We start from the raw sequence: 24,235 nt of genomic DNA, 5'->3' as shown, positions 1-24,235 counted from the left end.
CTGAATGGCTAAGCAATCAATGAAAGCACGCGAAGTAAAGCGCGTAGCTTTAGCTGATAAATTCTTCGCTAAACGCGCTGAACTGAAAGCGATCATTTCTGATGTGAACGCTTCCGACGAAGATCGTTGGAATGCGGTTCTCAAGCTGCAGTCTCTGCCGCGTGATTCCAGCCCGTCTCGTCAGCGTAACCGCTGTCGTCAAACAGGTCGTCCACATGGTTATGTGGGCAAGTTTGGGTTGAGCCGTATCAAACTGCGTGAAGCCGCTATGCGCGGTGAAGTGCCAGGCTTGAAAAAGGCTAGCTGGTAATTACCAATTGAATCACGGGAGTAAAGACAGATGAGCATGCAAGATCCGATCGCGGATATGCTGACCCGTATCCGTAACGGTCAGGCCGCGAACAAAGTTGCGGTCACCATGCCTTCCGCCAAGCTGAAAGTGGCAATTGCCAACGTGCTGAAGGAAGAAGGTTTTATCGAAGATTTTAAAGTTGAAGGCGACACCAAGCCGGAACTGGAACTTACTCTCAAGTATTTCCAGGGTAAAGCTGTTGTAGAAAGCATTCAGCGTGTCAGCCGCCCAGGCCTGCGCATCTATAAGAAAAAAGATGAGCTGCCAAAAGTTATGGCTGGTCTTGGTATCGCAGTTGTTTCTACCTCTAAAGGTGTTATGACTGATCGTGCAGCGCGCCAGGCTGGTCTTGGTGGCGAAATTATCTGCTACGTAGCCTAATCGGAGGAAAGAATGTCTCGTGTTGCTAAAGCACCGGTCGTTATTCCTGCCGGCGTTGATGTAAAAATCGACGGTCAGGTTATTACGATCAAAGGTAAAAACGGCGAGCTGACTCGTACCCTCAACAAAGCTGTTGAAGTTAAACATGCAGATAACGCTCTGACCTTCGGTCCACGTGATGGTTTCGTGGATGGATGGGCTCAGGCTGGTACCGCGCGTGCCCTGCTGAACTCAATGGTTGTTGGTGTTACCGAAGGCTTCACTAAAAAGCTTCAGCTGGTTGGTGTAGGTTATCGTGCAGCTATCAAAGGGAATGCAGTAGGCCTGTCTCTGGGCTTCTCACACCCTGTTGAGCATCCGCTGCCGGCCGGTATCACTGCAGAATGCCCGACTCAAACTGAAATCGTGCTGAAAGGCGCTGATAAACAGCTGATCGGTCAGGTTGCAGCAGATCTGCGCGCCTACCGTCGTCCTGAGCCTTACAAAGGCAAGGGTGTTCGTTACGCCGACGAAGTCGTGCGTACCAAAGAGGCTAAGAAGAAGTAAGGTAACACTATGGATAAGAAATCTGCTCGTATCCGTCGTGCGACCCGCGCACGCCGCAAGCTCAAAGAGCTGGGTGCAACTCGCCTGGTGGTACATCGTACCCCGCGTCATATTTACGCACAGGTAATTGCACCGAACGGTTCTGAAGTTCTGGTAGCTGCTTCTACTGTAGAAAAAGCTATCTCAGAACAATTGAAGTACACCGGTAACAAAGACGCCGCTGCAGCTGTAGGTAAAGCTGTTGCTGAACGCGCTCTGGAAAAAGGCATCAGCAATGTTTCCTTTGACCGTTCCGGGTTCCAATATCATGGTCGTGTCCAGGCACTGGCAGATGCTGCCCGTGAAGCTGGCCTTCAGTTCTAAGGTAGAGGTGTAAGATGGCTCACATCGAAAAACAGGCTGGCGAACTGCAGGAAAAGCTGATCGCGGTAAACCGCGTATCTAAAACCGTTAAAGGTGGTCGTATTTTCTCCTTCACAGCTCTGACTGTAGTAGGCGATGGTAACGGTCGCGTTGGTTTTGGTTACGGTAAAGCGCGTGAAGTTCCAGCAGCGATCCAGAAAGCGATGGAAAAAGCCCGTCGCAACATGATTAACGTCGCGCTGAACAACGGCACCCTGCAGCACCCAGTTAAAGGTGTTCACACGGGTTCTCGTGTATTCATGCAGCCAGCTTCAGAAGGTACCGGTATCATCGCCGGTGGTGCAATGCGCGCCGTTCTGGAAGTTGCTGGGGTTCATAACGTTCTGGCTAAAGCATATGGTTCCACCAACCCGATCAACGTGGTTCGTGCAACTATTGATGGCCTGGAAAATATGAATTCTCCAGAAATGGTCGCTGCCAAGCGTGGTAAATCCGTTGAAGAAATTCTGGGGTAATTGACCATGGCAAAGACTATTAAAATCACTCAAACCCGCAGTGCAATCGGTCGTCTGCCGAAACACAAGGCAACGCTGCTTGGCCTGGGTCTGCGTCGTATTGGTCATACCGTTGAGCGCGAGGATACTCCTGCTGTTCGTGGTATGGTCAACGCGGTTTACTTCATGGTTAAAGTTGAGGAGTAAGAGATGCGTTTAAATACTCTGTCTCCGGCCGAAGGCTCTAAAAAGGCGGGTAAACGCCTGGGTCGTGGTATCGGTTCTGGCCTCGGCAAAACCGGTGGTCGTGGTCACAAAGGTCAGAACTCTCGTTCTGGCGGTGGCGTACGTCGCGGTTTCGAGGGTGGCCAGATGCCACTGTACCGTCGTCTGCCGAAGTTCGGCTTCACCTCTCGCAAAGCAGCGATCACAGCGGAAATCCGTCTGTCTGACCTGGCGAAAGTTGAAGGCGGCGTTGTAGACCTGAACACGCTGAAAGCAGCAAACATTATCGGTATCCAGATCGAGTTCGCGAAAGTGATCCTGGCTGGTGAAGTTTCTACTCCGGTAACTGTTCGTGGCCTGCGTGTTACTAAAGGTGCTCGTGCTGCTATCGAAGCTGCTGGCGGTAAAATTGAGGAATAAGTAGCAGATGGCTAAGCAACCGGGATTAGATTTTCAAAGTGCCAAAGGTGGATTTGGCGAGCTGAAACGCAGACTGCTGTTTGTTATCGGCGCGCTGATTGTGTTCCGTATTGGCTCTTTTATTCCGATCCCTGGTATCGATGCCGCTGTACTTGCCAAACTGCTTGAGCAACAGCGAGGCACCATCATTGAAATGTTCAACATGTTCTCTGGTGGTGCTCTCAGCCGTGCTTCTATCTTCGCATTGGGTATTATGCCGTACATTTCGGCATCTATTATTATCCAGCTGCTGACGGTCGTTCATCCGGCCCTGGCAGAGTTGAAGAAAGAAGGGGAGTCTGGACGTCGTAAGATTAGTCAGTACACCCGTTACGGTACTCTGGTGCTGGCAATATTCCAGTCGATCGGTATTGCTACCGGTCTGCCGAATATGCCTGGTATGCAGGGCCTGGTGTTAAACCCGGGCTTTGCATTCTACTTCACCGCTGTTGTAAGTCTGGTCACAGGGACAATGTTCCTGATGTGGCTCGGCGAACAGATTACTGAGCGTGGTATCGGTAACGGTATCTCAATCATTATCTTCGCCGGTATTGTTGCGGGCCTCCCGCCAGCCATCGCCCACACTATCGAGCAAGCGCGTCAAGGCGACCTGCACTTCCTCCTGTTGCTGTTGGTTGCAGTATTAGTATTTGCAGTGACGTTCTTTGTTGTCTTCGTTGAACGTGGTCAACGCCGCATTGTGGTGAACTACGCTAAACGTCAGCAAGGTCGTCGTGTCTATGCTGCACAGAGCACACATTTACCGCTGAAAGTGAACATGGCGGGGGTTATCCCGGCTATCTTCGCTTCCAGTATTATTCTGTTCCCGGCGACCATCGCGTCATGGTTCGGGGGCGGTACTGGTTGGAACTGGCTGACAACAATTTCGCTGTATTTGCAGCCTGGGCAACCACTTTATGTGTTACTCTATGCGTCTGCGATCATCTTCTTCTGTTTCTTCTACACGGCGTTGGTCTTCAACCCGCGTGAAACAGCAGATAACCTGAAGAAGTCCGGTGCATTTGTACCAGGAATTCGTCCGGGAGAGCAAACGGCGAAGTATATCGATAAAGTAATGACCCGCCTGACTTTGGTTGGTGCGCTCTATATTACTTTTATCTGCCTGATCCCGGAGTTCATGCGTGATGCAATGAAAGTACCGTTCTACTTCGGTGGGACCTCACTGCTTATCGTTGTTGTCGTGATTATGGACTTTATGGCTCAAGTGCAAACTCTGATGATGTCCAGTCAGTATGAGTCTGCATTGAAGAAGGCGAACCTGAAAGGCTACGGCCGCTAATTGGTCGCCTGAGAAGTTACGGAGAGTAAAAATGAAAGTTCGTGCTTCCGTCAAGAAATTATGCCGTAACTGCAAAATCGTTAAGCGTGATGGTGTCATCCGTGTGATTTGCAGTGCCGAGCCGAAGCATAAACAGCGCCAAGGCTGATTATTTCGCATATTTTTCTTGCAAAGTTGGGTTGAGCTGGCTAGATTAGCCAGCCAATCTTTTGTATGTCTGTACGTTTCCATTTGAGTATCCTGAAAACGGGCTTTTCAGCATGGTGCGTACATATTAAATAGTAGGAGTGCATAGTGGCCCGTATAGCAGGCATTAACATTCCTGATCAGAAACATGCTGTGATCGCATTAACTTCGATCTACGGCGTCGGCAAGACCCGTTCTAAAGCCATTCTGGCTGCAGCGGGTATCGCTGAAGATGTTAAGATCAGTGAGCTGTCTGAAGAACAAATCGACACGCTGCGTGACGAAGTTGCCAAATTTGTCGTTGAAGGTGATCTGCGCCGTGAAATCAGCATGAGCATCAAGCGCCTGATGGATCTTGGTTGCTATCGCGGTTTGCGTCATCGTCGTGGTCTGCCAGTGCGCGGTCAGCGTACTAAGACCAACGCACGTACCCGTAAGGGTCCGCGCAAACCGATCAAGAAATAATCGGGGTGATTGAATAATGGCAAAGGCACCAGTTCGTGCACGTAAACGTGTAAGAAAACAAGTCTCTGACGGCGTGGCTCATATCCATGCTTCTTTCAACAACACCATCGTTACTATTACTGATCGTCAGGGTAACGCATTGGGTTGGGCAACAGCCGGTGGTTCCGGTTTCCGTGGTTCTCGCAAATCCACTCCGTTCGCAGCTCAGGTTGCAGCAGAGCGTTGCGCTGAAGCCGTAAAAGAATACGGCATCAAGAATCTGGAAGTTATGGTTAAAGGTCCGGGTCCGGGTCGTGAATCTACTGTTCGCGCTCTGAACGCCGCTGGTTTCCGCATCACGAATATTACTGATGTGACTCCGATCCCTCATAACGGTTGTCGTCCGCCGAAAAAACGTCGCGTATAACGCTCCGTTTTTTAGGTTAGTTGGAGATAGAAAATGGCAAGATATTTGGGTCCTAAGCTCAAGCTGAGCCGTCGTGAGGGCACCGACTTATTCCTTAAGTCTGGCGTTCGCGCGATCGATACCAAGTGTAAAATTGAACAAGCTCCTGGCCAGCACGGTGCGCGTAAACCGCGTCTGTCTGACTATGGTGTGCAGTTGCGTGAAAAGCAAAAAGTTCGCCGTATGTACGGTGTGCTGGAGCGTCAGTTCCGTAACTACTATAAAGAAGCAGCACGTCTGAAAGGCAACACAGGTGAAAACCTGCTGGCTCTGCTGGAAGGTCGTCTGGACAACGTTGTATACCGTATGGGCTTCGGCGCTACTCGTGCTGAATCACGTCAGCTGGTTAGCCACAAAGCAATCATGGTAAACGGTCGTGTTGTTAACATCGCTTCTTATCAGGTTAAAGCGAATGACGTTGTTAGCATTCGTGAGAAAGCGAAAAAGCAATCTCGCGTGAAGGCCGCTCTGGAGCTGGCTGAGCAGCGTGAAAAGCCAACCTGGCTGGAAGTTGATGCTGGCAAGATGGAAGGTACGTTCAAGCGTCAGCCAGAACGTTCTGATCTGTCTGCGGACATTAACGAACACCTGATCGTCGAGCTTTACTCCAAGTAAAGCTTAGTACCAAAGAGAGGACACAATGCAGGGTTCTGTGACAGAGTTTCTAAAACCGCGCCTGGTAGATATCGAGCAAGTGAGTTCGACGCACGCCAAGGTGACCCTTGAGCCTTTAGAGCGTGGCTTTGGCCATACTCTGGGTAACGCACTGCGCCGTATTCTGCTCTCATCGATGCCGGGTTGCGCGGTGACCGAGGTTGAGATTGATGGTGTACTTCATGAGTACAGCACCAAAGAAGGCGTTCAGGAAGATATCCTTGAAATCCTGCTCAACCTGAAAGGGCTGGCGGTGAGAGTTCAGGGTAAAGATGAAGTTATTCTTACTCTGAATAAATCTGGCATTGGCCCTGTGACTGCAGCCGACATCACCCACGACGGTGATGTTGAAATCGTCAAGCCGCAGCACGTGATCTGCCACCTGACCGATGAGAACGCAGCAATTAGCATGCGTATCAAAGTTCAGCGCGGTCGTGGTTATGTGCCGGCTTCTGCCCGAATTCATTCGGAAGAAGATGAGCGCCCAATCGGCCGTCTGCTGGTCGACGCATGCTACAGCCCTGTAGAGCGTATTGCCTACAATGTTGAAGCAGCGCGTGTAGAACAGCGTACCGACCTGGACAAGCTGGTCATCGAAATGGAAACCAACGGCACAATCGATCCTGAAGAGGCGATTCGTCGTGCGGCAACCATCCTGGCAGAACAACTGGAAGCTTTCGTTGACTTACGTGATGTACGTCAGCCGGAAGTGAAAGAAGAGAAACCAGAATTCGATCCGATCCTGCTGCGCCCTGTTGACGATCTCGAATTGACTGTCCGCTCTGCTAACTGCCTCAAGGCAGAAGCTATCCACTATATCGGTGATCTGGTACAGCGTACCGAGGTTGAGTTGCTGAAAACGCCGAACCTGGGTAAAAAATCTCTTACTGAGATTAAAGACGTGCTGGCTTCACGTGGTCTGTCTCTGGGCATGCGCCTGGAAAACTGGCCACCGGCAAGCATTGCTGACGAGTAACCGGATCACAGGTTAAGGTTTTACTGAGAAGGATAAGGTCATGCGCCATCGTAAGAGTGGTCGTCAACTGAACCGCAACAGCAGCCATCGCCAGGCTATGTTCCGCAACATGGCAGGTTCACTGGTTCGTCATGAGATCATCAAGACGACCCTGCCTAAAGCGAAAGAGCTGCGTCGCGTAGTTGAGCCGCTGATTACTCTTGCCAAGACTGACAGCGTTGCTAATCGTCGTCTGGCATTCGCCCGTACTCGTGATAACGAGATCGTGGCAAAACTGTTTAACGAACTGGGCCCGCGTTTCGCGAGCCGTGCCGGTGGTTACACTCGCATTCTGAAGTGTGGTTTCCGTGCAGGCGACAACGCGCCGATGGCTTACATCGAGCTGGTTGATCGTTCAGAGAAAGCAGAAGCTGCTGCAGAGTAATCTGCAGTAACGTAAAAAAACCCGCTCCGGCGGGTTTTTTTATATCCGCGATATCCCCACTTCTCTACAATGCCTGTATCAATTCTGTTCATCCTCTGGAGCTGGTAATGTGGTTGCTCGACCAGTGGGCAGAACGCCATATTCGCGATGCCCAAAAAAAAGGTGAATTCGACGATCTTCCGGGACGCGGCGAACCCCTTGTGCTTGACGATGACTCGCACATTGCGCCTGAACTACGGGCGGGCTACCGTTTACTGAAAAATGCAGGCTGTCTCCCTCCGGAACTTGAACAGCGCAGAGAGGCTGTTGAACTGGCCGATCTGCTGAAAGGGATCCGTCAGGACGATCCGCGACATTCTGAACTGAGCCGTCGTCTGGCCCTGCTTGAACTTAAGCTGCGCCAGGCAGGAATGAACACTGACTTTCTGCACGGTGAATACGGTGAAAGCTTGTTGCGGAAAATTAACGAGGAGTAGTTATGTACCGTATCGGTGAACTTGCGAAGCTCGCTAACGTCACGCCGGATACCATCCGATATTACGAAAAGCAGCAGATGATCGACCATGAAGTCCGTACTGAAGGTGGCTTTCGACTTTATACCGATAACGATCTGCAGCGCCTGCGGTTTATTCGTTATGCGCGCCAGCTCGGTTTCACATTAGACTCGATCCGCGAGTTATTATCGATCCGCATCGATCCGGCACATCACACCTGCCAGGAGTCTAAAAGTATTGTGCAGGCCCGGCTGGATGAAGTGGAAGCGCGCATTCAGGAACTGCAGACCATGCAGCGTTCTTTGCAAAGGTTGAATGATGCCTGCTGCGGTACGGCTCACAGCAGTATTTATTGTTCCATACTGGAAGCCCTTGAACAGGGGGCCAGTGGTGAAACCGAGGACTGTTGATTTTTAGTCCATCCGGATCTAGACTCCCGTCGTCATAAATCATGCTCAGGAGAATTTATGAGCCGCTATCAGCACACGAAAGGACAGATAAAAGACAATGCCATTGAGGCACTACTTCACGACCCGCTATTCAGACAGCGTGTTGAGAAGAATAAAAAAGGGAAAGGAAGTTATCTGCGTAAAGACAAGCATGCAAAACGGGGTAACTGGGAGGCCAGTGGCAAACAAGCGAATCGCTTATTTACCACTGGCCTTCCTGCTTTAAGCTTTCGATTAAACGCGGTTGTTCTGCTCTTTTAACAGATCGCGAATCTCACTCAGCAGCACTTCTTCTTTTGTTGGTGCAGGCGCCGCTGCCGGCTCTTCTTTTTTACGGTTCAGCTTGTTGATCAGCTTGATAGCCATAAAAATGGCAAACGCCACAATCACGAAATCAAATACGTTCTGAATAAATACGCCGTAGTGCATCACGACTGCCGGAACATCACCTTGTGCTTCACGCAGCGTGAAAGCGAATTGTTTGAAATCAATGCCCCCGATCAGCAACCCTAAAGGTGGCATGATAATGTCGGCCACTAATGATGAAACAATCTTGCCGAATGCCGCACCAATAATGACACCCACTGCCAAATCCACCACGTTTCCGCGCATCGCAAATTCGCGAAATTCTTTAATAAAACTCATTTTGTTCTCCTTGTGCCAGCTGACGACTATAAGTTTAACAAATGATTAGCTAATTGCCATTCGGGATAATTAAACGTTATGAAAAATAAAAGGCACAGAAATGAAAAGGATAAAGGTCGGGTGCACTTTTTCAGGCACCCGACACATTAAAGGAAGAATGGGCTTGGCTGGAATAAACGTTCGACGTCGGTAATAAACTTTTTGTCGGTAAGGAACATAATAACGTGATCGCCTTGCTCAATACGTAAATTATCATTGGCAATCATGACATCATTTCCGCGCACGACGGCACCGATAATCGTTCCCGGTGGCAGCTTAATTTCGTCTATCGAACGGCCCACGACGCGTGACGTGGTTTCATCTCCGTGCGCCACGGCTTCAATGGCTTCCGCGACACCGCGGCGGAGCGATGACACCCCGACAATATCCGCTTTGCGCACATGGCTCAGGAGCGCGGAAATGGTCGCCTGCTGAGGTGAAATGGCAATATCAATGACGCTGCCCTGCACCAGATCAACGTATGCCCGACGCTGGATAAGCACCATGACCTTTTTGGCCCCCATGCGTTTGGCGAGCATGGCGGACATTATATTTGCTTCATCGTCGTTGGTGACGGCAATAAAGAGATCAACTTGATCAATATGCTCTTCAGCCAGTAATTCCTGATCGGACGCATCGCCATAAAATACGATCGTATTTTGCAGTTTTTCCGCCAGTTCAGCAGCACGCTGCTGATCGCGCTCGATCAACTTCACGCTGTAATCTTTTTCCAGCCGGTGTGCCAGGCCTGCACCGATATTGCCGCCGCCGACCAGCATAATGCGTTTATAGGGTTTTTCGAGACGCTGAAGTTCACTCATCACCGCACGAATATGCTGTGAAGCTGCAATAAAGAAGACTTCATCACCGGCTTCGACAATCGTGGAGCCCTGCGGGCGGATTGGCCTGTCGTGACGGAAGATGGCTGCGACGCGCGTATCGATATGCGGCATGTGCTCGCGCATGGTGGAAAGCGCATTGCCGATCAATGGCCCGCCGTAATAGGCTTTAACGACGGCCAGGCTCACTTTACCTTCGGCAAAGTTCACTACCTGCAGGGCGCCCGGATATTCGATCAGACGGTAGATATTATCGATAACCAGCTGTTCTGGGGCGATGAGATGATCAATAGGGACCGCTTCTGAGTTAAACAGCTTCTCAGCATCGCGGACATAGTCCGGAGAGCGGATGCGCGCGATTCGGTTTGGCGTGTTGAAAAGCGAGTAGGCCACCTGACAGGCCACCATATTGGTTTCGTCAGAACTGGTCACCGCAACCAGCATATCGGCATCGTCAGCGCCCGCCTCACGAAGAACGCGCGGGTGTGAACCATGGCCCTGCACAACGCGCAGGTCAAATTTGTCCTGCAAAACACGCAGGCGATCGCCGTTGGTATCCACGATGGTGATGTCGTTGTTTTCGCCAACCAGGTTTTCCGCCAGCGTTCCGCCAACCTGTCCTGCGCCCAGAATGATAATCTTCATATCTCGTGACCTGTTCTCAACATCACTCTTTGATTAGCTTAGCGTAAAAGAAGCCATCACCCTCTTCTGCACCCGGCAGATTCTGCTGACCCGGGCGTTCAGGCGTTCCCGTATCGCGCAGCGCCGCGTCCGGGGTACGTTTAAGGAAGGCCCCGATTTGCTGACTGTTTTCTTCAGGAAGTACCGAGCAGGTTGCATACACCAGCGTGCCGCCGGGCTTGAGATGCGGCCAGATGGCGTCGAGGATGTCGGATTGCAGCTGGGCAAGTTCGTTAATATCACGATCGCGACGCAGCCACTTGATATCCGGATGACGACGAATCACGCCGGTTGCAGAGCAGGGGGCATCCAGCAAAATGCGATCGAATTGTGTTTCACCACACCATTCTGCGGGTTTGCGTCCATCGCCTTGCTTAACCTGCGCCTTCATGCCCAGGCGCTTGAGGTTGTCATAGACGCGTGAAAGACGCTGCTCATCAACGTCCACCGCCATCACGCTGGCCTGCGGAGCCACTTCAAGAATATGCGTCGTTTTGCCCCCTGGTGCGGCGCAGAGATCGAGGATCTGCTCACCGTTTTGGGGTTCAAGCCAGGTCATGCAACCCTGAGCAGAAGCATCCTGTACCGTTACCCAACCCTCTTCAAAGCCGGGTAATGCATGTACCGGTGCAGGCGATGCTAAGCGCACGGCATCAGGGTATGCGTCATGGGTGAAACCGCTCATTCCAGCTTCTTCGAGTAATGCCAGCCATGCGTCACGGGTGTGGTGATTACGATTCACGCGTAACCACATTGGCGGACGCTGGTTGTTGGCATCGGCAATGTCCTGCCACTGCTGCGGATAACCTTTTTTCAGGCGCTTCAACAGCCAGTCCGGATGCAGGAAGCGCGCTTCGTTTTGGGCAAATTCAGCCAGAAGCTCATCCTGCTGTCGCTGGAACTGGCGCAATACGCCGTTGATCAGTCCTTTCAGCTGAGGACGTTTAATCGAAACGGCACCTTCCACCGTCTCTGCCAGCGCGGCGTGAGGTGGGATGCGGGTATGAAGAAGCTGATAAAAACCCACCATAATCAAATAATGTACGGTGCGCTGCTTGCCCGTCATTGGGCGGGACATCAGCTTATTAATCAGCCACTCAAGCTGAGAGAGTGTGCGCAGAACGCCAAAGCAGAGCTCCTGAAGCAGGGCTTTATCTTTATCAGAAACTTTTTGCTGCAGGGGAGGCAGGACGTTACTCAATGACTGGCCCTGCTCGATAACCTGCTCGACGGCCTGGGCCGCCATACTGCGTAGATTTTGTTTTTTCATAACCGTAAAAATAAAAATGCCCGGAAACACCGGGCCTTAAGAATAAATTTGCTCAGGCAAGGCGATTGCCCGGGATAAACCATTCACGACGGGAATTTAACAGATCCTGAGCGCTCATGGCTTTCTTACCGGCCGGTTGGAGCGATTCAAGATTCAAAATCCCTTGCGCAGTCGCCACCTGGATGCCGTTCTTGCTGGCATCAATAATCGTACCGGGTTCCGCCGTCGTCGCACCGCTAATGACGGAGGCCTTCCAGACTTTTACTGGCTGCTCATCAATCTCCAGCCAGCTCATCGGCCAAGGATTAAAAGCGCGAATGCAGCGTTCAAGTTGAGCGGCTGACAGGAACCAGTCGATCCGCGCTTCTTCTTTGCCCAGCTTTTCGGCGTAGGTTACCAGCGCGTCATCCTGAACTTCCGGTTTTGCCGTATTGTCAGCAAGCTGCTGAAGCGTCTCGATAAGACCTTGTGGGCCAAGGTCTGCCAGTTTGTCATACAGCGTGGCGCTGGTATCGTCTGGCGTAATGGGGCAGGCCAGTTTATACAGCATGTCGCCGGTGTCTAAACCTACGTCCATCTTCATGATGGTCACGCCCGTTTCGGCATCACCCGCCCACAGCGCGCGCTGGATAGGTGCTGCGCCACGCCAGCGGGGGAGCAGAGACCCATGCACGTTGATACAACCCAGGCGCGGCATATCAAGCACGGCTTTTGGCAGAATTAAACCGTAAGCCACCACCACCATTACGTCGGCATTCAGATCAGCAACCAGCTGCTGATTTTCCTGCGGGCGCAGCGATGCGGGCTGAAAAACGGGAAGCCCATGCTCTTCTGCCAGCACTTTGACCGGGCTCGGCATCAGTTTTTTGCCGCGACCAGCAGGACGGTCCGGCTGGGTAAAGACGCCAACAACCTGGTGACCAGACGATAACAGCGCGTCAAGATGACGCGCTGCAAAATCAGGGGTTCCCGCGAAGATAATACGTAGTGTTTTAGACACGATGATCCTTGTATCCGGGGGGACGTTATGCGCGAGAACGCAAACGATCCAGTTTCTCTACTTTCTGACGAATACGCTGCTGTTTCAGCGGCGAGAGATAATCGATAAACAGTTTACCGACCAGGTGATCCATCTCATGCTGAATACAAATTGCCAGCAGGTCGTCTGCCTCCAGTTCGAACGGATTACCGTCACGATCCAGGGCGCGAATTTTCACTTTTTCGGCACGAGGCACTAACGCACGCTGTTCAGGAATAGACAGACAGCCTTCCTCAATACCGGTTTCGCCACTCTTTTCGAGCAGCTCAGGGTTGATCAGCACCAGGCGGCCATCGCGATTTTCCGAAACATCAATCACGATAATACGCTTGTGAATGTCCACCTGCGTCGCCGCCAGGCCAATGCCTTCTTCGGCGTACATGGTATCGAACATATCATCAACGATACGCTGGATTTCTGCATTCACTTCTTTGACCGGTTCAGCGACGATGCGAAGGCGCTCGTCCGGAATATGTAACACTTGCAAAACTGCCATAAATTTCCAGAGTCGTGTTCAGGAGTTGATAAGAATACTCCCTCTATTCTAGACAAATCCCCCATCGATTGACAGCATCAGTGACCAATCGCAATGATTGCGGAGAGCGCTTATGGCAGGGGAAAGGATGACGTCTACCGAGATTTGGCTACGGCTCATGCACACAGGTTCTCTGTGTGGTGATGTCATGGTGGAAGCGGCTGCACGATTGCAGAGGCAGGAAGGCATCGATACGCTTGTCTTAAGAAATGCTGGACTGACAGCAAAGCAGGCTGAACGGTTCGTTGCGTTCGATGAGAGTGAGCTGGAACGTAGCCTGATATGGCTTGAGCAGCCGGGACATCATTTATTAACGGCCAATCATTCCCTTTATCCCCCTTTGCTCCGCACGATCCCTGACTATCCCGGGGCTTTATTCATAAAAGGCAACCCTGAGACGCTTAATACCGTTCAGTTGGCGGTGGTAGGGAGTCGTGCGCCGTCATGGTACGGCGAGCGATGGGGGAAAATCCTGTGCGAACAACTTTCACATAGTGGTTTCACGATTACCAGCGGGCTGGCCTGTGGTATTGACGGCGTTGCCCACAGCGCGGCGCTGTCAGTAAAAGGACGAAGTGTCGCGGTGCTGGGGAACGGTCTTTTTAGCATTTACCCACGCCGGCATCAGGCATTGGCGATGCGGCTTATTGAGTCTGACGGCGCGATAGTGTCTGAGTTTCCGCTTTCCGCGCAGCCCCGACCGGCAAATTTTCCGCGTCGTAATCGCATCATCAGCGGCCTTAGCAAAGGCGTGCTGGTGGTTGAAGCCGCGCGGCGAAGCGGTTCGCTGGTCACGGCACGGTGCGCGCTCGAACAGGGGCGAGAAGTCTTCGCCTTGCCAGGCCCGATAGGTAATCCCGGATGCGGGGGACCGCACTGGCTGATTAAGCAGGGGGCAACACCGGTAACGGAAGTCGGGGACATTCTTGAAAATTTGCAATATGGGCTGCAATGGCTGCAGGAAGATCCCGAAAAGCGACAATATTCATCAGATCAGGGAAAGGTGGCATTGCCATTTCCCAAGCTCCTGGCTAACGTAGGAGATGAGGTAACACCTGTTGACGTTGTCGCTGAACGTGCCGGCCAACCTGTGCCAGTAACGGTAGCACAGCTACTCGAACTGGAGTTAGCAGGGTGGATCGCAGCTGTACCCGGCGGCTATGTCCGATTAAGGAGGGCATGCCATGTTCGACGTACTGATGTATTTGTTTGAGACTTACATCCATAACGAAGCAGAAATGCGAGTGGATCAGGACAAGTTGACACAGGATCTTACCGATGCGGGATTTGAGCGGGAAGATATCTACAATGCGTTGATGTGGCTGGAAAAACTGGCTGATTATCAGGAAGGCCTTGCCGAACCGATGCAGCTTGCTTCTGACCCATTGTCTGTACGCATTTATACCGCTGAAGAGTGTGAACGGCTGGACGCCAGCTGCCGGGGATTCATTTTATTCCTTGAGCAGATTCAGGTGCTAAACCTCGAAACGAGAGAAATGGTGATAGAGCGCGTCATGGCGCTGGATACGGCAGAATTTGAACTGGAAGATCTCAAGTGGGTGATCCTGATGGTTCTGTTTAATATCCCGGGCTGTGAAAATGCCTATCAGCAAATGGAAGAATTACTCTTTGAAGTGAATGAAGGTATGCTGCACTAATTCAATGTGCAGCACCAAGAGTTGTTATGGCCAAATCAGCACTGTTCACGGTGCACAAAAACGAGCCCTGCCCGCAGTGCGGGGCTGAACTTGTTATTCGGTCCGGGAAACACGGCCCGTTTCTCGGTTGTTCTCACTATCCGGAATGTGATTATGTTCGTCCTCTGAAAAGCCAGGCGGATGGACATATCGTTAAAATTCTGGATGGTCAGCTGTGCCCTCTCTGCGGTGGCGAACTCGCGCTACGCCAGGGGCGTTTCGGCATGTTTATTGGATGTAGCCGCTACCCGGAATGTGAGCATACGGAACAAATTGATAAGCCTGATGAAACGGCAATTGCCTGCCCTCAGTGTCAGCGCGGTCAGCTGGTACAGCGCCGTTCCCGTTATGGTAAGACCTTCCATTCGTGCGATCGCTACCCTGACTGCCAGTTCGTTATCAATTTTAAGCCGGTAGCGGGAATCTGCGCTCATTGCAATTATCCGCTACTGATAGAGAAGAAAACCGCGCAAGGCATGAAACGCTTCTGCGCCAGTAAACAATGTGGAAAGCCGGTAACGGCGGATCAATATAGTGAATAATAACCTGCCATCAGGCTCCATTGCATATGCAGTGGACGTACTGAAAAATGAAGAAGTCATCGCCTATCCAACTGAAGCTGTTTTTGGGGTCGGTTGCGATCCTGACAGCGAGACGGCTGTGAGCCGTCTGCTTACCCTGAAACAAAGACCCGTCGAGAAAGGACTGATTTTGATCGCTGCGAATTACGAGCAGCTTAAGCCCTATATTGATGACTCTATGCTAACGCCAGCACAGCGCGAGACAATCTTCTCCGCGTGGCCTGGACCGGTCACCTTTGTTTTCCCGGCGCAGCCGACAACCCCGCGCTGGTTAACCGGACGCTTTGATTCCCTTGCTGTTCGCGTCACTGACCATCCGCTGGTGGTGGAGCTGTGCCTGGCATTTGGTAAACCACTGGTCTCAACCAGCGCCAACCTGACCGGGCAGCCGCCATGTCGGACAACCGAAGAAGTGCTGGCGCAGTTCGGGAATGACTTCCCTGTCGCTGTCGGTGAAACGGGAGGGCGCCTGAATCCATCTGAAATTCGCGACGCTTTGACCGGCGAACGTTTTCGCCAGGGGTAATCTCATGGAAACCTATGCTGTTTTTGGTAATCCCATTGCACACAGCAAGTCACCGTTGATCCATCAGCAGTTCGCGGAGCAGCTGCAGATAGATCACCCCTATGGTCGCGTACTGGCGCCAGTAGATGCCTTTATCCCAACGCTGGAGGCCTTTTTCGCCGCGGGGGGCAAAGGCGCGAATGTGACGGTCCCGTTTAAAGAAGAAGCCTTCGAACGTGCGGATGAGCTGACCGAACGCGCTTCACTTGCTGGTGCAGTCAATACCCTAAAACGGCTTGAGGATGGACGCCTTCTGGGGGACAACACCGACGGGATTGGTTTACTCAGCGATCTGGAAAGACTCTCCTTTATCAAGCCCGGTTTCCGGATCCTGCTGATTGGCGCGGGTGGCGCATCGCGGGGCGTTCTGTTGCCTCTGCTTTCACTGGACTGTTCGGTGACCATCACGAACAGAACCTTTTCCCGGGCAGAAGCGCTGGCGGCGTTGTTTGCGCATACCGGCAGCGTGAGCGCGGTAGCGCTTGACGATCTTGTCGAACGTGAGTTCGATCTTGTCATTAATGCCACATCCAGCGGCATCAACGGTGAGATCCCGGCGATCCCCGCTTCGCTGGTCAGTGCGCATATGTACTTCTATGACATGTTCTATCAGAAAGGGAAGACGCCTTTCCTGAACTGGTGTGAACAACACGGCGCGAAACAGTTAGCCGATGGGCTGGGAATGCTGGTGGGGCAGGCTGCGCATGCGGTGCTGCTCTGGCACGGAGTGTTGCCTGCGGTCGAGCCGGTCATTGAAAAGCTAAAGCAGGAGCTTTCGGCGTGAATCAGGCTATTCATTTCCCGGACAGAGAGAGCTGGGATGAGCATAAACAAGCGGTCTGTTTTCCGGTGCTGGTGCAGGGCATGCAACTTACCTGTGCCATCTATGGAGAAACGCTGTTGCATCGTTTTGGCGGCACAGACCCGCTAGCGGTATTTTGCGAAAATCGCTGGGATCTGGAAGAGGAAGCCAGCGATTTAATCCGCGAACAGCAGGAAGACGATCAGGGCTGGGTTTGGTTATCCTGATCCAGATAGTCATTCTTCCATTTTACGTAGTTGTTCGCCGAGTATTTTAATCCTTCGATCTCTGCCTCCTTAAGGGGGCGGATCTGTTTTACCGGACTTCCCAGATAGAGATAACCGCTCTCCAGCCGTTTGTTCTGCGGGACCAGGCTACCGGCACCAATCATTACGTCATCTTCTACTATGACGCCATCCAGCAAAATCGACCCCATGCCAACAAGGACGCGATTTCCGATCGTGCAGCCGTGGAGCATCACTTTATGGCCGACGGTAACATCCTCTCCAATGATGAGGGGATGACCCTCGGGGTTATAGGAGGATTTGTGCGTGACATGCAGAACGCTACCGTCCTGAATGTTGGTACGTGCACCAATCGACACATAGTTAACATCTCCCCTGATGGCGACGAGCGGCCAGATGCTGACATCTTCGGCCATTCGCACATCACCAACGACCACGCTGCTGGCATCGATCATCACGCGATCGCCTTTTTGGGGGAACAGATCTTTATAAGGACGCAATACTGCAGACATATCTACCTCTAAGAATGAGCGCTATACAGAAGACTTTGATCGTATTAATGGATCGAGGCAAGGCAAAATACGTCAATATTTAAGCAGATCGGGCGGGATTTCAGCGAAAAGCGCGGAAAATCAGCAGTCGGAAAAAAAGATCTAAAAAATACTTGTGCTAAAAATTGGGATCCCTATAATGCGCCTCCATCGACACGGCGGATGTGAATCACTTCACAGACAACGCGGTCGGTTGAAGAGAAAAAATCCTGAAATAACGGGTTGACTCTGAAAGAGGAAAGCGTAATATACGCCACCTCGCAACGGTGAGCGAAAGCCGCGTTGCACTGCTCTTTAACAATTTATCAGACAATCTGTGTGGGCACTCAAAGTGACATGGATTCTTAATGTCTTCGGACAATAAATGAATACCAAGTCTCTGAGTGAACATGCGTAATTCATTACGAAGTTTAATTCACGAGCATCAAACTTAAATTGAAGAGTTTGATCATGGCTCAGATTGAACGCTGGCGGCAGGCCTAACACATGCAAGTCGAGCGGCAGCGGAAAGTAGCTTGCTACTTTGCCGGCGAGCGGCGGACGGGTGAGTAATGTCTGGGAAACTGCCTGATGGAGGGGGATAACTACTGGAAACGGTAGCTAATACCGCATAATGTCGCAAGACCAAAGAGGGGGACCTTCGGGCCTCTTGCCATCAGATGTGCCCAGATGGGATTAGCTAGTAGGTGGGGTAACGGCTCACCTAGGCGACGATCCCTAGCTGGTCTGAGAGGATGACCAGCCACACTGGAACTGAGACACGGTCCAGACTCCTACGGGAGGCAGCAGTGGGGAATATTGCACAATGGGCGCAAGCCTGATGCAGCCATGCCGCGTGTATGAAGAAGGCCTTCGGGTTGTAAAGTACTTTCAGCGGGGAGGAAGGTGCTGAGGTTAATAACCTCAGCAATTGACGTTACCCGCAGAAGAAGCACCGGCTAACTCCGTGCCAGCAGCCGCGGTAATACGGAGGGTGCAAGCGTTAATCGGAATTACTGGGCGTAAAGCGCACGCAGGCGGTCTGTCAAGTCGGATGTGAAATCCCCGGGCTCAACCTGGGAACTGCATTCGAAACTGGCAGGCTAGAGTCTTGTAGAGGGGGGTAGAATTCCAGGTGTAGCGGTGAAATGCGTAGAGATCTGGAGGAATACCGGTGGCGAAGGCGGCCCCCTGGACAAAGACTGACGCTCAGGTGCGAAAGCGTGGGGAGCAAACAGGATTAGATACCCTGGTAGTCCACGCCGTAAACGATGTCGACTTGGAGGTTGTGCCCTTGAGGCGTGGCTTCCGGAGCTAACGCGTTAAGTCGACCGCCTGGGGAGTACGGCCGCAAGGTTAAAACTCAAATGAATTGACGGGGGCCCGCACAAGCGGTGGAGCATGTGGTTTAATTCGATGCAACGCGAAGAACCTTACCTACTCTTGACATCCAGAGAACTTTCCAGAGATGGATTGGTGCCTTCGGGAACTCTGAGACAGGTGCTGCATGGCTGTCGTCAGCTCGTGTTGTGAAATGTTGGGTTAAGTCCCGCAACGAGCGCAACCCTTATCCTTTGTTGCCAGCGGTTAGGCCGGGAACTCAAAGGAGACTGCCAGTGATAAACTGGAGGAAGGTGGGGATGACGTCAAGTCATCATGGCCCTTACGAGTAGGGCTACACACGTGCTACAATGGCGCATACAAAGAGAAGCGACCTCGCGAGAGCAAGCGGACCTCATAAAGTGCGTCGTAGTCCGGATTGGAGTCTGCAACTCGACTCCATGAAGTCGGAATCGCTAGTAATCGTAGATCAGAATGCTACGGTGAATACGTTCCCGGGCCTTGTACACACCGCCCGTCACACCATGGGAGTGGGTTGCAAAAGAAGTAGGTAGCTTAACCTTCGGGAGGGCGCTTACCACTTTGTGATTCATGACTGGGGTGAAGTCGTAACAAGGTAACCGTAGGGGAACCTGCGGTTGGATCACCTCCTTACCTTAAAGAACCTGCCTTTGCAGTGCTCACACAGATTGTCTGATGAAAAGTAAATAGCAAGGCGTCTTGCGATTGAGACTTCAGTGTCCCCTTCGTCTAGAGGCCCAGGACACCGCCCTTTCACGGCGGTAACAGGGGTTCGAATCCCCTAGGGGACGCCACTTGCTGGTTCGTGAGTGAAAGTCACCTGCCGTCATATCTCAAAACTGACTTACGAGTCACGTTTGAGATATTTGCTCTTTAAAAATCTGGATCAAGCTGAAAATTGAAACGACACATCTTTAATGGTGTGTTCGAGTCTCTCAAATTTTCGCAATCAGAAGTGAAACATCTTCGGGTTGTGAGGTTAAGCGACTAAGCGTACACGGTGGATGCCCTGGCAGTCAGAGGCGATGAAGGACGTGCTAATCTGCGAAAAGCGCCGGCGAGGTGATATGAACCTTTGACCCGGCGATGTCCGAATGGGGAAACCCAGTGTGATTCGTCACACTATCGTTAACTGAATACATAGGTTAACGAGGCGAACCGGGGGAACTGAAACATCTAAGTACCCCGAGGAAAAGAAATCAACCGAGATTCCCCCAGTAGCGGCGAGCGAACGGGGAGCAGCCCAGAGTCTGAATCAGCTTGTGTGTTAGTGGAAGCGTCTGGAAAGTCGCACGGTACAGGGTGACAGTCCCGTACACGAAAATGCACAGGTTGTGAACTCGAAGAGTAGGGCGGGACACGTGGTATCCTGTCTGAATATGGGGGGACCATCCTCCAAGGCTAAATACTCCTGACTGACCGATAGTGAACCAGTACCGTGAGGGAAAGGCGAAAAGAACCCCGGCGAGGGGAGTGAAAAAGAACCTGAAACCGTGTACGTACAAGCAGTGGGAGCACCTTCGTGGTGTGACTGCGTACCTTTTGTATAATGGGTCAGCGACTTATATTCTGTAGCAAGGTTAACCGTATAGGGGAGCCGAAGGGAAACCGAGTCTTAACTGGGCGTTAAGTTGCAGGGTATAGACCCGAAACCCGGTGATCTAGCCATGGGCAGGTTGAAGGTTGGGTAACACTAACTGGAGGACCGAACCGACTAATGTTGAAAAATTAGCGGATGACTTGTGGCTGGGGGTGAAAGGCCAATCAAACCGGGAGATAGCTGGTTCTCCCCGAAAGCTATTTAGGTAGCGCCTCGTGAACTCATCTTCGGGGGTAGAGCACTGTTTCGGCTAGGGGGCCATCCCGGCTTACCAACCCGATGCAAACTACGAATACCGAAGAATGTTATCACGGGAGACACACGGCGGGTGCTAACGTCCGTCGTGAAGAGGGAAACAACCCAGACCGCCAGCTAAGGTCCCAAAGTCATGGTTAAGTGGGAAACGATGTGGGAAGGCACAGACAGCCAGGATGTTGGCTTAGAAGCAGCCATCATTTAAAGAAAGCGTAATAGCTCACTGGTCGAGTCGGCCTGCGCGGAAGATGTAACGGGGCTAAACCATGCACCGAAGCTGCGGCAGCGACACTATGTGTTGTTGGGTAGGGGAGCGTTCTGTAAGCCGTTGAAGGTGTGCTGTGAGGCATGCTGGAGGTATCAGAAGTGCGAATGCTGACATAAGTAACGATAAAGCGGGTGAAAAGCCCGCTCGCCGGAAGACCAAGGGTTCCTGTCCAACGTTAATCGGGGCAGGGTGAGTCGACCCCTAAGGCGAGGCCGAAAGGCGTAGTCGATGGGAAACAGGTTAATATTCCTGTACTTGGTGTTACTGCGAAGGGGGGACGGAGAAGGCTATGTTAGCCGGGCGACGGTTGTCCCGGTTTAAGCATGTAGGCGGAGGTTCCAGGTAAATCCGGTACCTTTTAACGCTGAGGTGTGATGACGAGGCACTACGGTGCTGAAGTAACAAATGCCCTGCTTCCAGGAAAAGCCTCTAAGCATCAGGTAACATTAAATCGTACCCCAAACCGACACAGGTGGTCAGGTAGAGAATACCAAGGCGCTTGAGAGAACTCGGGTGAAGGAACTAGGCAAAATGGTGCCGTAACTTCGGGAGAAGGCACGCTGATATGTAGGTGAAGCCCCTGCGGGTGGAGCTGAAATCAGTCGAAGATACCAGCTGGCTGCAACTGTTTATTAAAAACACAGCACTGTGCAAACACGAAAGTGGACGTATACGGTGTGACGCCTGCCCGGTGCCGGAAGGTTAATTGATGGGGTTAGCGGCAACGCGAAGCTCTTGATCGAAGCCCCGGTAAACGGCGGCCGTAACTATAACGGTCCTAAGGTAGCGAAATTCCTTGTCGGGTAAGTTCCGACCTGCACGAATGGCGTAATGATGGCCAGGCTGTCTCCACCCGAGACTCAGTGAAATTGAACTCGCTGTGAAGATGCAGTGTACCCGCGGCAAGACGGAAAGACCCCGTGAACCTTTACTATAGCTTGACACTGAACACTGGTCCTTGATGTGTAGGATAGGTGGGAGGCTTTGAAGCGTGGACGCCAGTCTGCGTGGAGCCGTCCTTGAAATACCACCCTTTAATGGCTGGTGTTCTAACGTAGACCCGTAATCCGGGTTGCGGACAGTGTCTGGTGGGTAGTTTGACTGGGGCGGTCTCCTCCCAAAGAGTAACGGAGGAGCACGAAGGTTAGCTAATCCTGGTCGGACATCAGGAGGTTAGTGCAATGGCATAAGCTAGCTTGACTGCGAGAGTGACGGCTCGAGCAGGTGCGAAAGCAGGTCATAGTGATCCGGTGGTTCTGAATGGAAGGGCCATCGCTCAACGGATAAAAGGTACTCCGGGGATAACAGGCTGATACCGCCCAAGAGTTCATATCGACGGCGGTGTTTGGCACCTCGATGTCGGCTCATCACATCCTGGGGCTGAAGTAGGTCCCAAGGGTATGGCTGTTCGCCATTTAAAGTGGTACGCGAGCTGGGTTTAGAACGTCGTGAGACAGTTCGGTCCCTATCTGCCGTGGGCGCTGGAGAATTGAGGGGGGCTGCTCCTAGTACGAGAGGACCGGAGTGGACGCATCACTGGTGTTCGGGTTGTCATGCCAATGGCACTGCCCGGTAGCTAAATGCGGAAAAGATAAGTGCTGAAAGCATCTAAGCACGAAACTTGCCCCGAGATGAGTTCTCCCTGAGACTTTAAGTCTCCTGAAGGAACGTTGAAGACGACGACGTTGATAGGTCGGGTGTGTAAGCGCAGCGATGCGTTGAGCTAACCGATACTAATGAACCGTGAGGCTTAACCTTACAACGCCGAAGATGTTTTGGCGAAGAGACAGAACAATCAAAATTCAGCCTTGATACAGATTAAACAGAATTTGCCTGGCGGCTTTAGCGCGGTGGTCCCACCTGACCCCATGCCGAACTCAGAAGTGAAACGCCGTAGCGCCGATGGTAGTGTGGGGTCTCCCCATGTGAGAGTAGGGAACTGCCAGGCATCAAATTTAGCGTGCTGATATGGCTCAGTTGGTAGAGCGCACCCTTGGTAAGGGTGAGGTCCCCAGTTCGACTCTGGGTATCAGCACCACTTTATACTTAGGTTAAAGTTCGGCAAGAAGTAAAAGAATTTGTCTGGCGGCTTTAGCGCGGTGGTCCCACCTGACCCCATGCCGAACTCAGAAGTGAAACGCCGTAGCGCCGATGGTAGTGTGGGGTCTCCCCATGTGAGAGTAGGGAACTGCCAGACATCAAACAAGTGAAGAGGCCATCCGAAAGGATGGCCTTTTTGCGTTATGATTCTCGTTAAAACGGTAGGCCCGGTAAGCGCAGCGCCACCGGGCAAAAACACCAGATTAATGAATCACCTGCGACAGGAATGCTCGCGTACGTTCTGACTTCGGATGCGCAAAGAACTCATCCGGCGGCGCCTGCTCAACAATCTCCCCACGGTCCATAAAGATCACCCGGTCGGCTACAGTTCGCGCAAAACCCATCTCATGCGTCACACACAGCATGGTCATGCCGGATTGTGCCAGCCCAATCATGGTGTCCAGAACCTCCTTCACCATTTCAGGATCGAGGGCAGATGTTGGTTCATCAAACAGCATAATTTTCGGTTTCATACACAGTGAACGGGCGATAGCCACACGCTGCTGCTGGCCACCCGATATCTGGCCAGGGAACTTATTCGCATGCTCTGCGATACGTACGCGCTCCAGGTAGTGCATTGCCAGCGCCTCGGCTTCCTTTTTCGGCATCTTCCGTACCCAAATCGGTGCAAGCGTACAGTTCTGGAGAACGGTCAGGTGCGGAAACAGATTAAAGTGCTGAAAGACCATTCCCACTTCCTGACGCACGCGTTCGATATTGCGGATATCTTCATTTAGCTCGATACCATCAACCACGATGCGTCCTTGCTGATGCTCTTCAAGATGGTTTATGCAGCGAATGGTTGTGGATTTCCCGGAGCCGGAAGGGCCGCACAGGACAATGCGTTCGCCCTGCTTGACCTTGAGATTAATGTCCTTCAGGACATGAAACTGTCCGTACCATTTGTTCACGTTTTCCAGCGTAATCATCGCGTCGGCGGGTGTCATAGTTATTTGGCTCATATTT

30 protein-coding genes, 2 tRNA genes and 4 rRNA genes are annotated in these 24,235 nt (G+C 52.0%); 29 read left to right on the top strand and 7 right to left on the bottom strand.

Annotated elements, in window-relative coordinates; all coding sequences use genetic code 11:
* Positions 1-4 precede the first annotated feature (4 nt).
* From rpsN to ACMGGQ_RS19005, 17 genes are all read left to right on the top strand, one after another.
* Positions 5-310 carry a 30S ribosomal protein S14 gene (gene rpsN, locus ACMGGQ_RS19085; protein ID WP_003863291.1) on the top strand — a complete coding sequence of 102 codons (306 nt, stop codon included), beginning with the start codon at positions 5-7 and terminating at the stop codon, positions 308-310.
* Positions 311-340: 30 nt separating this feature from the next.
* A complete protein-coding gene (rpsH, locus tag ACMGGQ_RS19080; protein ID WP_006178918.1) occupies positions 341-733 on the top strand; it encodes a 30S ribosomal protein S8 in 393 nt (130 codons plus the stop codon).
* 12 nt (positions 734-745) lie between these two features.
* Entirely contained in the window at positions 746-1,279 is a 534-nt protein-coding gene (gene rplF / locus ACMGGQ_RS19075; RefSeq protein WP_003863296.1) for a 50S ribosomal protein L6, read from the top strand.
* Between the two features lie 9 nt (positions 1,280-1,288).
* Positions 1,289-1,642, top strand: coding sequence for a 50S ribosomal protein L18 (gene rplR / locus ACMGGQ_RS19070; RefSeq protein ID WP_003863297.1), 354 nt, complete (start codon positions 1,289-1,291; stop codon positions 1,640-1,642).
* A gap of 14 nt (positions 1,643-1,656) precedes the next feature.
* The gene (gene rpsE / locus ACMGGQ_RS19065; protein WP_003863299.1) at positions 1,657-2,157 is read left to right on the top strand and encodes a 30S ribosomal protein S5; all 501 of its coding nucleotides are present in this window, start codon (positions 1,657-1,659) and stop codon (positions 2,155-2,157) included.
* Between the two features lie 6 nt (positions 2,158-2,163).
* Positions 2,164-2,343 (top strand): 50S ribosomal protein L30, encoded by a 180-nt coding sequence (gene rpmD / locus ACMGGQ_RS19060; protein WP_003863301.1) that lies wholly within the window; start codon positions 2,164-2,166, stop codon positions 2,341-2,343.
* 3 nt (positions 2,344-2,346) lie between these two features.
* Entirely contained in the window at positions 2,347-2,781 is a 435-nt protein-coding gene (gene rplO, locus ACMGGQ_RS19055; RefSeq protein WP_003863304.1) for a 50S ribosomal protein L15, read from the top strand.
* Between the two features lie 7 nt (positions 2,782-2,788).
* A complete protein-coding gene (gene secY / locus ACMGGQ_RS19050; RefSeq protein ID WP_003863305.1) occupies positions 2,789-4,120 on the top strand; it encodes a preprotein translocase subunit SecY in 1,332 nt (443 codons plus the stop codon).
* Between the two features lie 31 nt (positions 4,121-4,151).
* Entirely contained in the window at positions 4,152-4,268 is a 117-nt protein-coding gene (gene rpmJ / locus ACMGGQ_RS19045; protein WP_000868187.1) for a 50S ribosomal protein L36, read from the top strand.
* A gap of 146 nt (positions 4,269-4,414) precedes the next feature.
* Complete coding sequence (rpsM, locus tag ACMGGQ_RS19040) at positions 4,415-4,771, top strand: 30S ribosomal protein S13 (RefSeq protein WP_003863308.1); 357 nt, start codon at positions 4,415-4,417, stop codon at positions 4,769-4,771.
* 16 nt (positions 4,772-4,787) lie between these two features.
* Positions 4,788-5,177, top strand: coding sequence for a 30S ribosomal protein S11 (rpsK, locus tag ACMGGQ_RS19035; RefSeq protein WP_003863312.1), 390 nt, complete (start codon positions 4,788-4,790; stop codon positions 5,175-5,177).
* Between the two features lie 33 nt (positions 5,178-5,210).
* Positions 5,211-5,831: a 30S ribosomal protein S4 gene (rpsD, locus tag ACMGGQ_RS19030; protein WP_004868345.1), complete on the top strand. Its 621-nt coding sequence runs from the start codon at positions 5,211-5,213 to the stop codon at positions 5,829-5,831.
* A 25-nt stretch (positions 5,832-5,856) separates the two neighbouring features.
* Positions 5,857-6,846: a DNA-directed RNA polymerase subunit alpha gene (locus ACMGGQ_RS19025; protein ID WP_002919219.1), complete on the top strand. Its 990-nt coding sequence runs from the start codon at positions 5,857-5,859 to the stop codon at positions 6,844-6,846.
* Positions 6,847-6,886: 40 nt separating this feature from the next.
* Positions 6,887-7,270, top strand: coding sequence for a 50S ribosomal protein L17 (gene rplQ / locus ACMGGQ_RS19020; protein ID WP_001216368.1), 384 nt, complete (start codon positions 6,887-6,889; stop codon positions 7,268-7,270).
* Positions 7,271-7,377: 107 nt separating this feature from the next.
* Complete coding sequence (locus ACMGGQ_RS19015) at positions 7,378-7,746, top strand: DUF1992 domain-containing protein (protein ID WP_048030953.1); 369 nt, start codon at positions 7,378-7,380, stop codon at positions 7,744-7,746.
* Between the two features lie 2 nt (positions 7,747-7,748).
* Complete coding sequence (gene zntR, locus ACMGGQ_RS19010; protein WP_021242972.1) at positions 7,749-8,174, top strand: Zn(2+)-responsive transcriptional regulator; 426 nt, start codon at positions 7,749-7,751, stop codon at positions 8,172-8,174.
* A gap of 57 nt (positions 8,175-8,231) precedes the next feature.
* Entirely contained in the window at positions 8,232-8,474 is a 243-nt protein-coding gene (locus ACMGGQ_RS19005; protein ID WP_045909530.1) for an alternative ribosome-rescue factor A, read from the top strand.
* On the opposite strand, the gene mscL is transcribed toward ACMGGQ_RS19005, so the two are convergent.
* The 5 genes from mscL to def all read right to left on the bottom strand — a co-directional run bounded on the left by mscL (position 8,448) and on the right by def (position 13,225).
* The gene (mscL, locus tag ACMGGQ_RS19000; protein WP_025759210.1) at positions 8,448-8,858 is read right to left on the bottom strand and encodes a large-conductance mechanosensitive channel protein MscL; all 411 of its coding nucleotides are present in this window, start codon (positions 8,856-8,858) and stop codon (positions 8,448-8,450) included. The genes ACMGGQ_RS19005 and mscL overlap by 27 nt on opposite strands.
* Positions 8,859-9,004: 146 nt before the next feature.
* A complete protein-coding gene (gene trkA, locus ACMGGQ_RS18995) occupies positions 9,005-10,381 on the bottom strand; it encodes a Trk system potassium transporter TrkA (RefSeq protein WP_025759209.1) in 1,377 nt (458 codons plus the stop codon).
* A gap of 22 nt (positions 10,382-10,403) precedes the next feature.
* Positions 10,404-11,690, bottom strand: coding sequence for a 16S rRNA (cytosine(967)-C(5))-methyltransferase RsmB (gene rsmB, locus ACMGGQ_RS18990; RefSeq protein ID WP_420290403.1), 1,287 nt, complete (start codon positions 11,688-11,690; stop codon positions 10,404-10,406).
* Between the two features lie 52 nt (positions 11,691-11,742).
* Entirely contained in the window at positions 11,743-12,690 is a 948-nt protein-coding gene (gene fmt / locus ACMGGQ_RS18985; protein ID WP_420290402.1) for a methionyl-tRNA formyltransferase, read from the bottom strand.
* 25 nt (positions 12,691-12,715) lie between these two features.
* The gene (gene def / locus ACMGGQ_RS18980; RefSeq protein ID WP_008503479.1) at positions 12,716-13,225 is read right to left on the bottom strand and encodes a peptide deformylase; all 510 of its coding nucleotides are present in this window, start codon (positions 13,223-13,225) and stop codon (positions 12,716-12,718) included.
* 127 nt (positions 13,226-13,352) lie between these two features.
* On the opposite strand from def, the gene dprA reads away from it, so the two are divergent.
* Genes dprA through ACMGGQ_RS18950 form a run of 6 tightly spaced genes read left to right on the top strand, consistent with a single transcriptional unit; the run spans position 13,353 to position 17,136 of the window.
* Positions 13,353-14,477 carry a DNA-protecting protein DprA gene (gene dprA, locus ACMGGQ_RS18975; RefSeq protein WP_420290401.1) on the top strand — a complete coding sequence of 375 codons (1,125 nt, stop codon included), beginning with the start codon at positions 13,353-13,355 and terminating at the stop codon, positions 14,475-14,477.
* Entirely contained in the window at positions 14,449-14,922 is a 474-nt protein-coding gene (gene smg, locus ACMGGQ_RS18970) for a DUF494 family protein Smg (protein ID WP_008503477.1), read from the top strand. The genes dprA and smg overlap by 29 nt, the downstream gene beginning before the upstream one ends.
* A 26-nt stretch (positions 14,923-14,948) precedes the next feature.
* A complete protein-coding gene (locus ACMGGQ_RS18965; RefSeq protein ID WP_420290400.1) occupies positions 14,949-15,503 on the top strand; it encodes a topoisomerase DNA-binding C4 zinc finger domain-containing protein in 555 nt (184 codons plus the stop codon).
* Positions 15,496-16,068, top strand: coding sequence for an L-threonylcarbamoyladenylate synthase type 1 TsaC (gene tsaC / locus ACMGGQ_RS18960; protein ID WP_063622998.1), 573 nt, complete (start codon positions 15,496-15,498; stop codon positions 16,066-16,068). The genes ACMGGQ_RS18965 and tsaC overlap by 8 nt, the downstream gene beginning before the upstream one ends.
* A 4-nt stretch (positions 16,069-16,072) precedes the next feature.
* Positions 16,073-16,891 carry a shikimate dehydrogenase gene (gene aroE, locus ACMGGQ_RS18955; protein ID WP_023326206.1) on the top strand — a complete coding sequence of 273 codons (819 nt, stop codon included), beginning with the start codon at positions 16,073-16,075 and terminating at the stop codon, positions 16,889-16,891.
* Positions 16,888-17,136: a DUF1488 domain-containing protein gene (locus ACMGGQ_RS18950; protein ID WP_104949987.1), complete on the top strand. Its 249-nt coding sequence runs from the start codon at positions 16,888-16,890 to the stop codon at positions 17,134-17,136. Before aroE ends, ACMGGQ_RS18950 begins: the two co-directional genes overlap by 4 nt.
* Here the strand turns inward: ACMGGQ_RS18950 and ACMGGQ_RS18945 are convergent.
* Complete coding sequence (locus tag ACMGGQ_RS18945) at positions 17,112-17,666, bottom strand: gamma carbonic anhydrase family protein (RefSeq protein WP_048226939.1); 555 nt, start codon at positions 17,664-17,666, stop codon at positions 17,112-17,114. The two genes, ACMGGQ_RS18950 and ACMGGQ_RS18945, sit on opposite strands and share 25 nt — an antisense overlap.
* Positions 17,667-18,137: 471 nt before the next feature.
* On the opposite strand from ACMGGQ_RS18945, the gene ACMGGQ_RS18940 reads away from it, so the two are divergent.
* The 6 genes from ACMGGQ_RS18940 (at position 18,138) to rrf (ACMGGQ_RS18915) (ending at position 23,366) form a co-directional block, all read left to right on the top strand.
* A 16S ribosomal RNA gene (locus tag ACMGGQ_RS18940) occupies positions 18,138-19,679 on the top strand.
* Between the two features lie 85 nt (positions 19,680-19,764).
* Positions 19,765-19,840, top strand: a tRNA-Glu gene (locus ACMGGQ_RS18935).
* Between the two features lie 183 nt (positions 19,841-20,023).
* Positions 20,024-22,927: ribosomal RNA gene (locus ACMGGQ_RS18930) — 23S ribosomal RNA — on the top strand.
* Positions 22,928-23,001: 74 nt separating this feature from the next.
* Positions 23,002-23,117 (top strand): 5S ribosomal RNA (gene rrf / locus ACMGGQ_RS18925).
* Between the two features lie 14 nt (positions 23,118-23,131).
* A tRNA-Thr gene (locus tag ACMGGQ_RS18920) sits at positions 23,132-23,207 on the top strand.
* Positions 23,208-23,250: 43 nt separating this feature from the next.
* A 5S ribosomal RNA gene (gene rrf / locus ACMGGQ_RS18915) occupies positions 23,251-23,366 on the top strand.
* The 16S, 23S and 5S rRNA genes sit together here with 2 tRNA genes alongside, the layout of an rRNA operon.
* 106 nt (positions 23,367-23,472) lie before the next feature.
* Here rrf (ACMGGQ_RS18915) and ACMGGQ_RS18910 read toward each other — a convergent pair.
* The gene (locus ACMGGQ_RS18910) at positions 23,473-24,231 is read right to left on the bottom strand and encodes an amino acid ABC transporter ATP-binding protein (RefSeq protein ID WP_014171880.1); all 759 of its coding nucleotides are present in this window, start codon (positions 24,229-24,231) and stop codon (positions 23,473-23,475) included.
* Positions 24,232-24,235: the final 4 nt, after the last annotated feature.

This window comes from Enterobacter sp. BNK-13 (assembly GCF_048685015.1).
Lineage (GTDB): Bacteria > Pseudomonadota > Gammaproteobacteria > Enterobacterales > Enterobacteriaceae > Enterobacter > Enterobacter quasiroggenkampii.
The sequence above is the reverse complement of the archived record's forward strand: the minus strand, read 5'-3'. Positions and strand labels throughout refer to the sequence as shown.

Bases quoted from the DNA above. Each gene is read 5' to 3' on its own strand.
- rpsN (WP_003863291.1), top strand. From the start codon at position 5: ATGGCTAAGCAATCAATGAAAGCACGCGAAGTAAAGCGCGTAGCTTTA.
- rpsH (WP_006178918.1), top strand. From the start codon at position 341: ATGAGCATGCAAGATCCGATCGCGGATATGCTGACCCGTATCCGTAAC.
- rplF (WP_003863296.1), top strand. From the start codon at position 746: ATGTCTCGTGTTGCTAAAGCACCGGTCGTTATTCCTGCCGGCGTTGAT.
- rplR (WP_003863297.1), top strand. From the start codon at position 1,289: ATGGATAAGAAATCTGCTCGTATCCGTCGTGCGACCCGCGCACGCCGC.
- rpsE (WP_003863299.1), top strand. From the start codon at position 1,657: ATGGCTCACATCGAAAAACAGGCTGGCGAACTGCAGGAAAAGCTGATC.
- rpmD (WP_003863301.1), top strand. From the start codon at position 2,164: ATGGCAAAGACTATTAAAATCACTCAAACCCGCAGTGCAATCGGTCGT.
- rplO (WP_003863304.1), top strand. From the start codon at position 2,347: ATGCGTTTAAATACTCTGTCTCCGGCCGAAGGCTCTAAAAAGGCGGGT.
- secY (WP_003863305.1), top strand. From the start codon at position 2,789: ATGGCTAAGCAACCGGGATTAGATTTTCAAAGTGCCAAAGGTGGATTT.
- rpmJ (WP_000868187.1), top strand. From the start codon at position 4,152: ATGAAAGTTCGTGCTTCCGTCAAGAAATTATGCCGTAACTGCAAAATC.
- rpsK (WP_003863312.1), top strand. From the start codon at position 4,788: ATGGCAAAGGCACCAGTTCGTGCACGTAAACGTGTAAGAAAACAAGTC.
- rpsD (WP_004868345.1), top strand. From the start codon at position 5,211: ATGGCAAGATATTTGGGTCCTAAGCTCAAGCTGAGCCGTCGTGAGGGC.
- ACMGGQ_RS19025 (WP_002919219.1), top strand. From the start codon at position 5,857: ATGCAGGGTTCTGTGACAGAGTTTCTAAAACCGCGCCTGGTAGATATC.
- rplQ (WP_001216368.1), top strand. From the start codon at position 6,887: ATGCGCCATCGTAAGAGTGGTCGTCAACTGAACCGCAACAGCAGCCAT.
- ACMGGQ_RS19015 (WP_048030953.1), top strand. From the start codon at position 7,378: ATGTGGTTGCTCGACCAGTGGGCAGAACGCCATATTCGCGATGCCCAA.
- zntR (WP_021242972.1), top strand. From the start codon at position 7,749: ATGTACCGTATCGGTGAACTTGCGAAGCTCGCTAACGTCACGCCGGAT.
- ACMGGQ_RS19005 (WP_045909530.1), top strand. From the start codon at position 8,232: ATGAGCCGCTATCAGCACACGAAAGGACAGATAAAAGACAATGCCATT.
- mscL (WP_025759210.1), bottom strand. From the start codon at position 8,858: ATGAGTTTTATTAAAGAATTTCGCGAATTTGCGATGCGCGGAAACGTG.
- trkA (WP_025759209.1), bottom strand. From the start codon at position 10,381: ATGAAGATTATCATTCTGGGCGCAGGACAGGTTGGCGGAACGCTGGCG.
- rsmB (WP_420290403.1), bottom strand. From the start codon at position 11,690: ATGAAAAAACAAAATCTACGCAGTATGGCGGCCCAGGCCGTCGAGCAG.
- def (WP_008503479.1), bottom strand. From the start codon at position 13,225: ATGGCAGTTTTGCAAGTGTTACATATTCCGGACGAGCGCCTTCGCATC.
- dprA (WP_420290401.1), top strand. From the start codon at position 13,353: ATGACGTCTACCGAGATTTGGCTACGGCTCATGCACACAGGTTCTCTG.
- smg (WP_008503477.1), top strand. From the start codon at position 14,449: ATGTTCGACGTACTGATGTATTTGTTTGAGACTTACATCCATAACGAA.
- ACMGGQ_RS18965 (WP_420290400.1), top strand. From the start codon at position 14,949: ATGGCCAAATCAGCACTGTTCACGGTGCACAAAAACGAGCCCTGCCCG.
- aroE (WP_023326206.1), top strand. From the start codon at position 16,073: ATGGAAACCTATGCTGTTTTTGGTAATCCCATTGCACACAGCAAGTCA.
- ACMGGQ_RS18945 (WP_048226939.1), bottom strand. From the start codon at position 17,666: ATGTCTGCAGTATTGCGTCCTTATAAAGATCTGTTCCCCCAAAAAGGC.
- ACMGGQ_RS18910 (WP_014171880.1), bottom strand. From the start codon at position 24,231: ATGAGCCAAATAACTATGACACCCGCCGACGCGATGATTACGCTGGAA.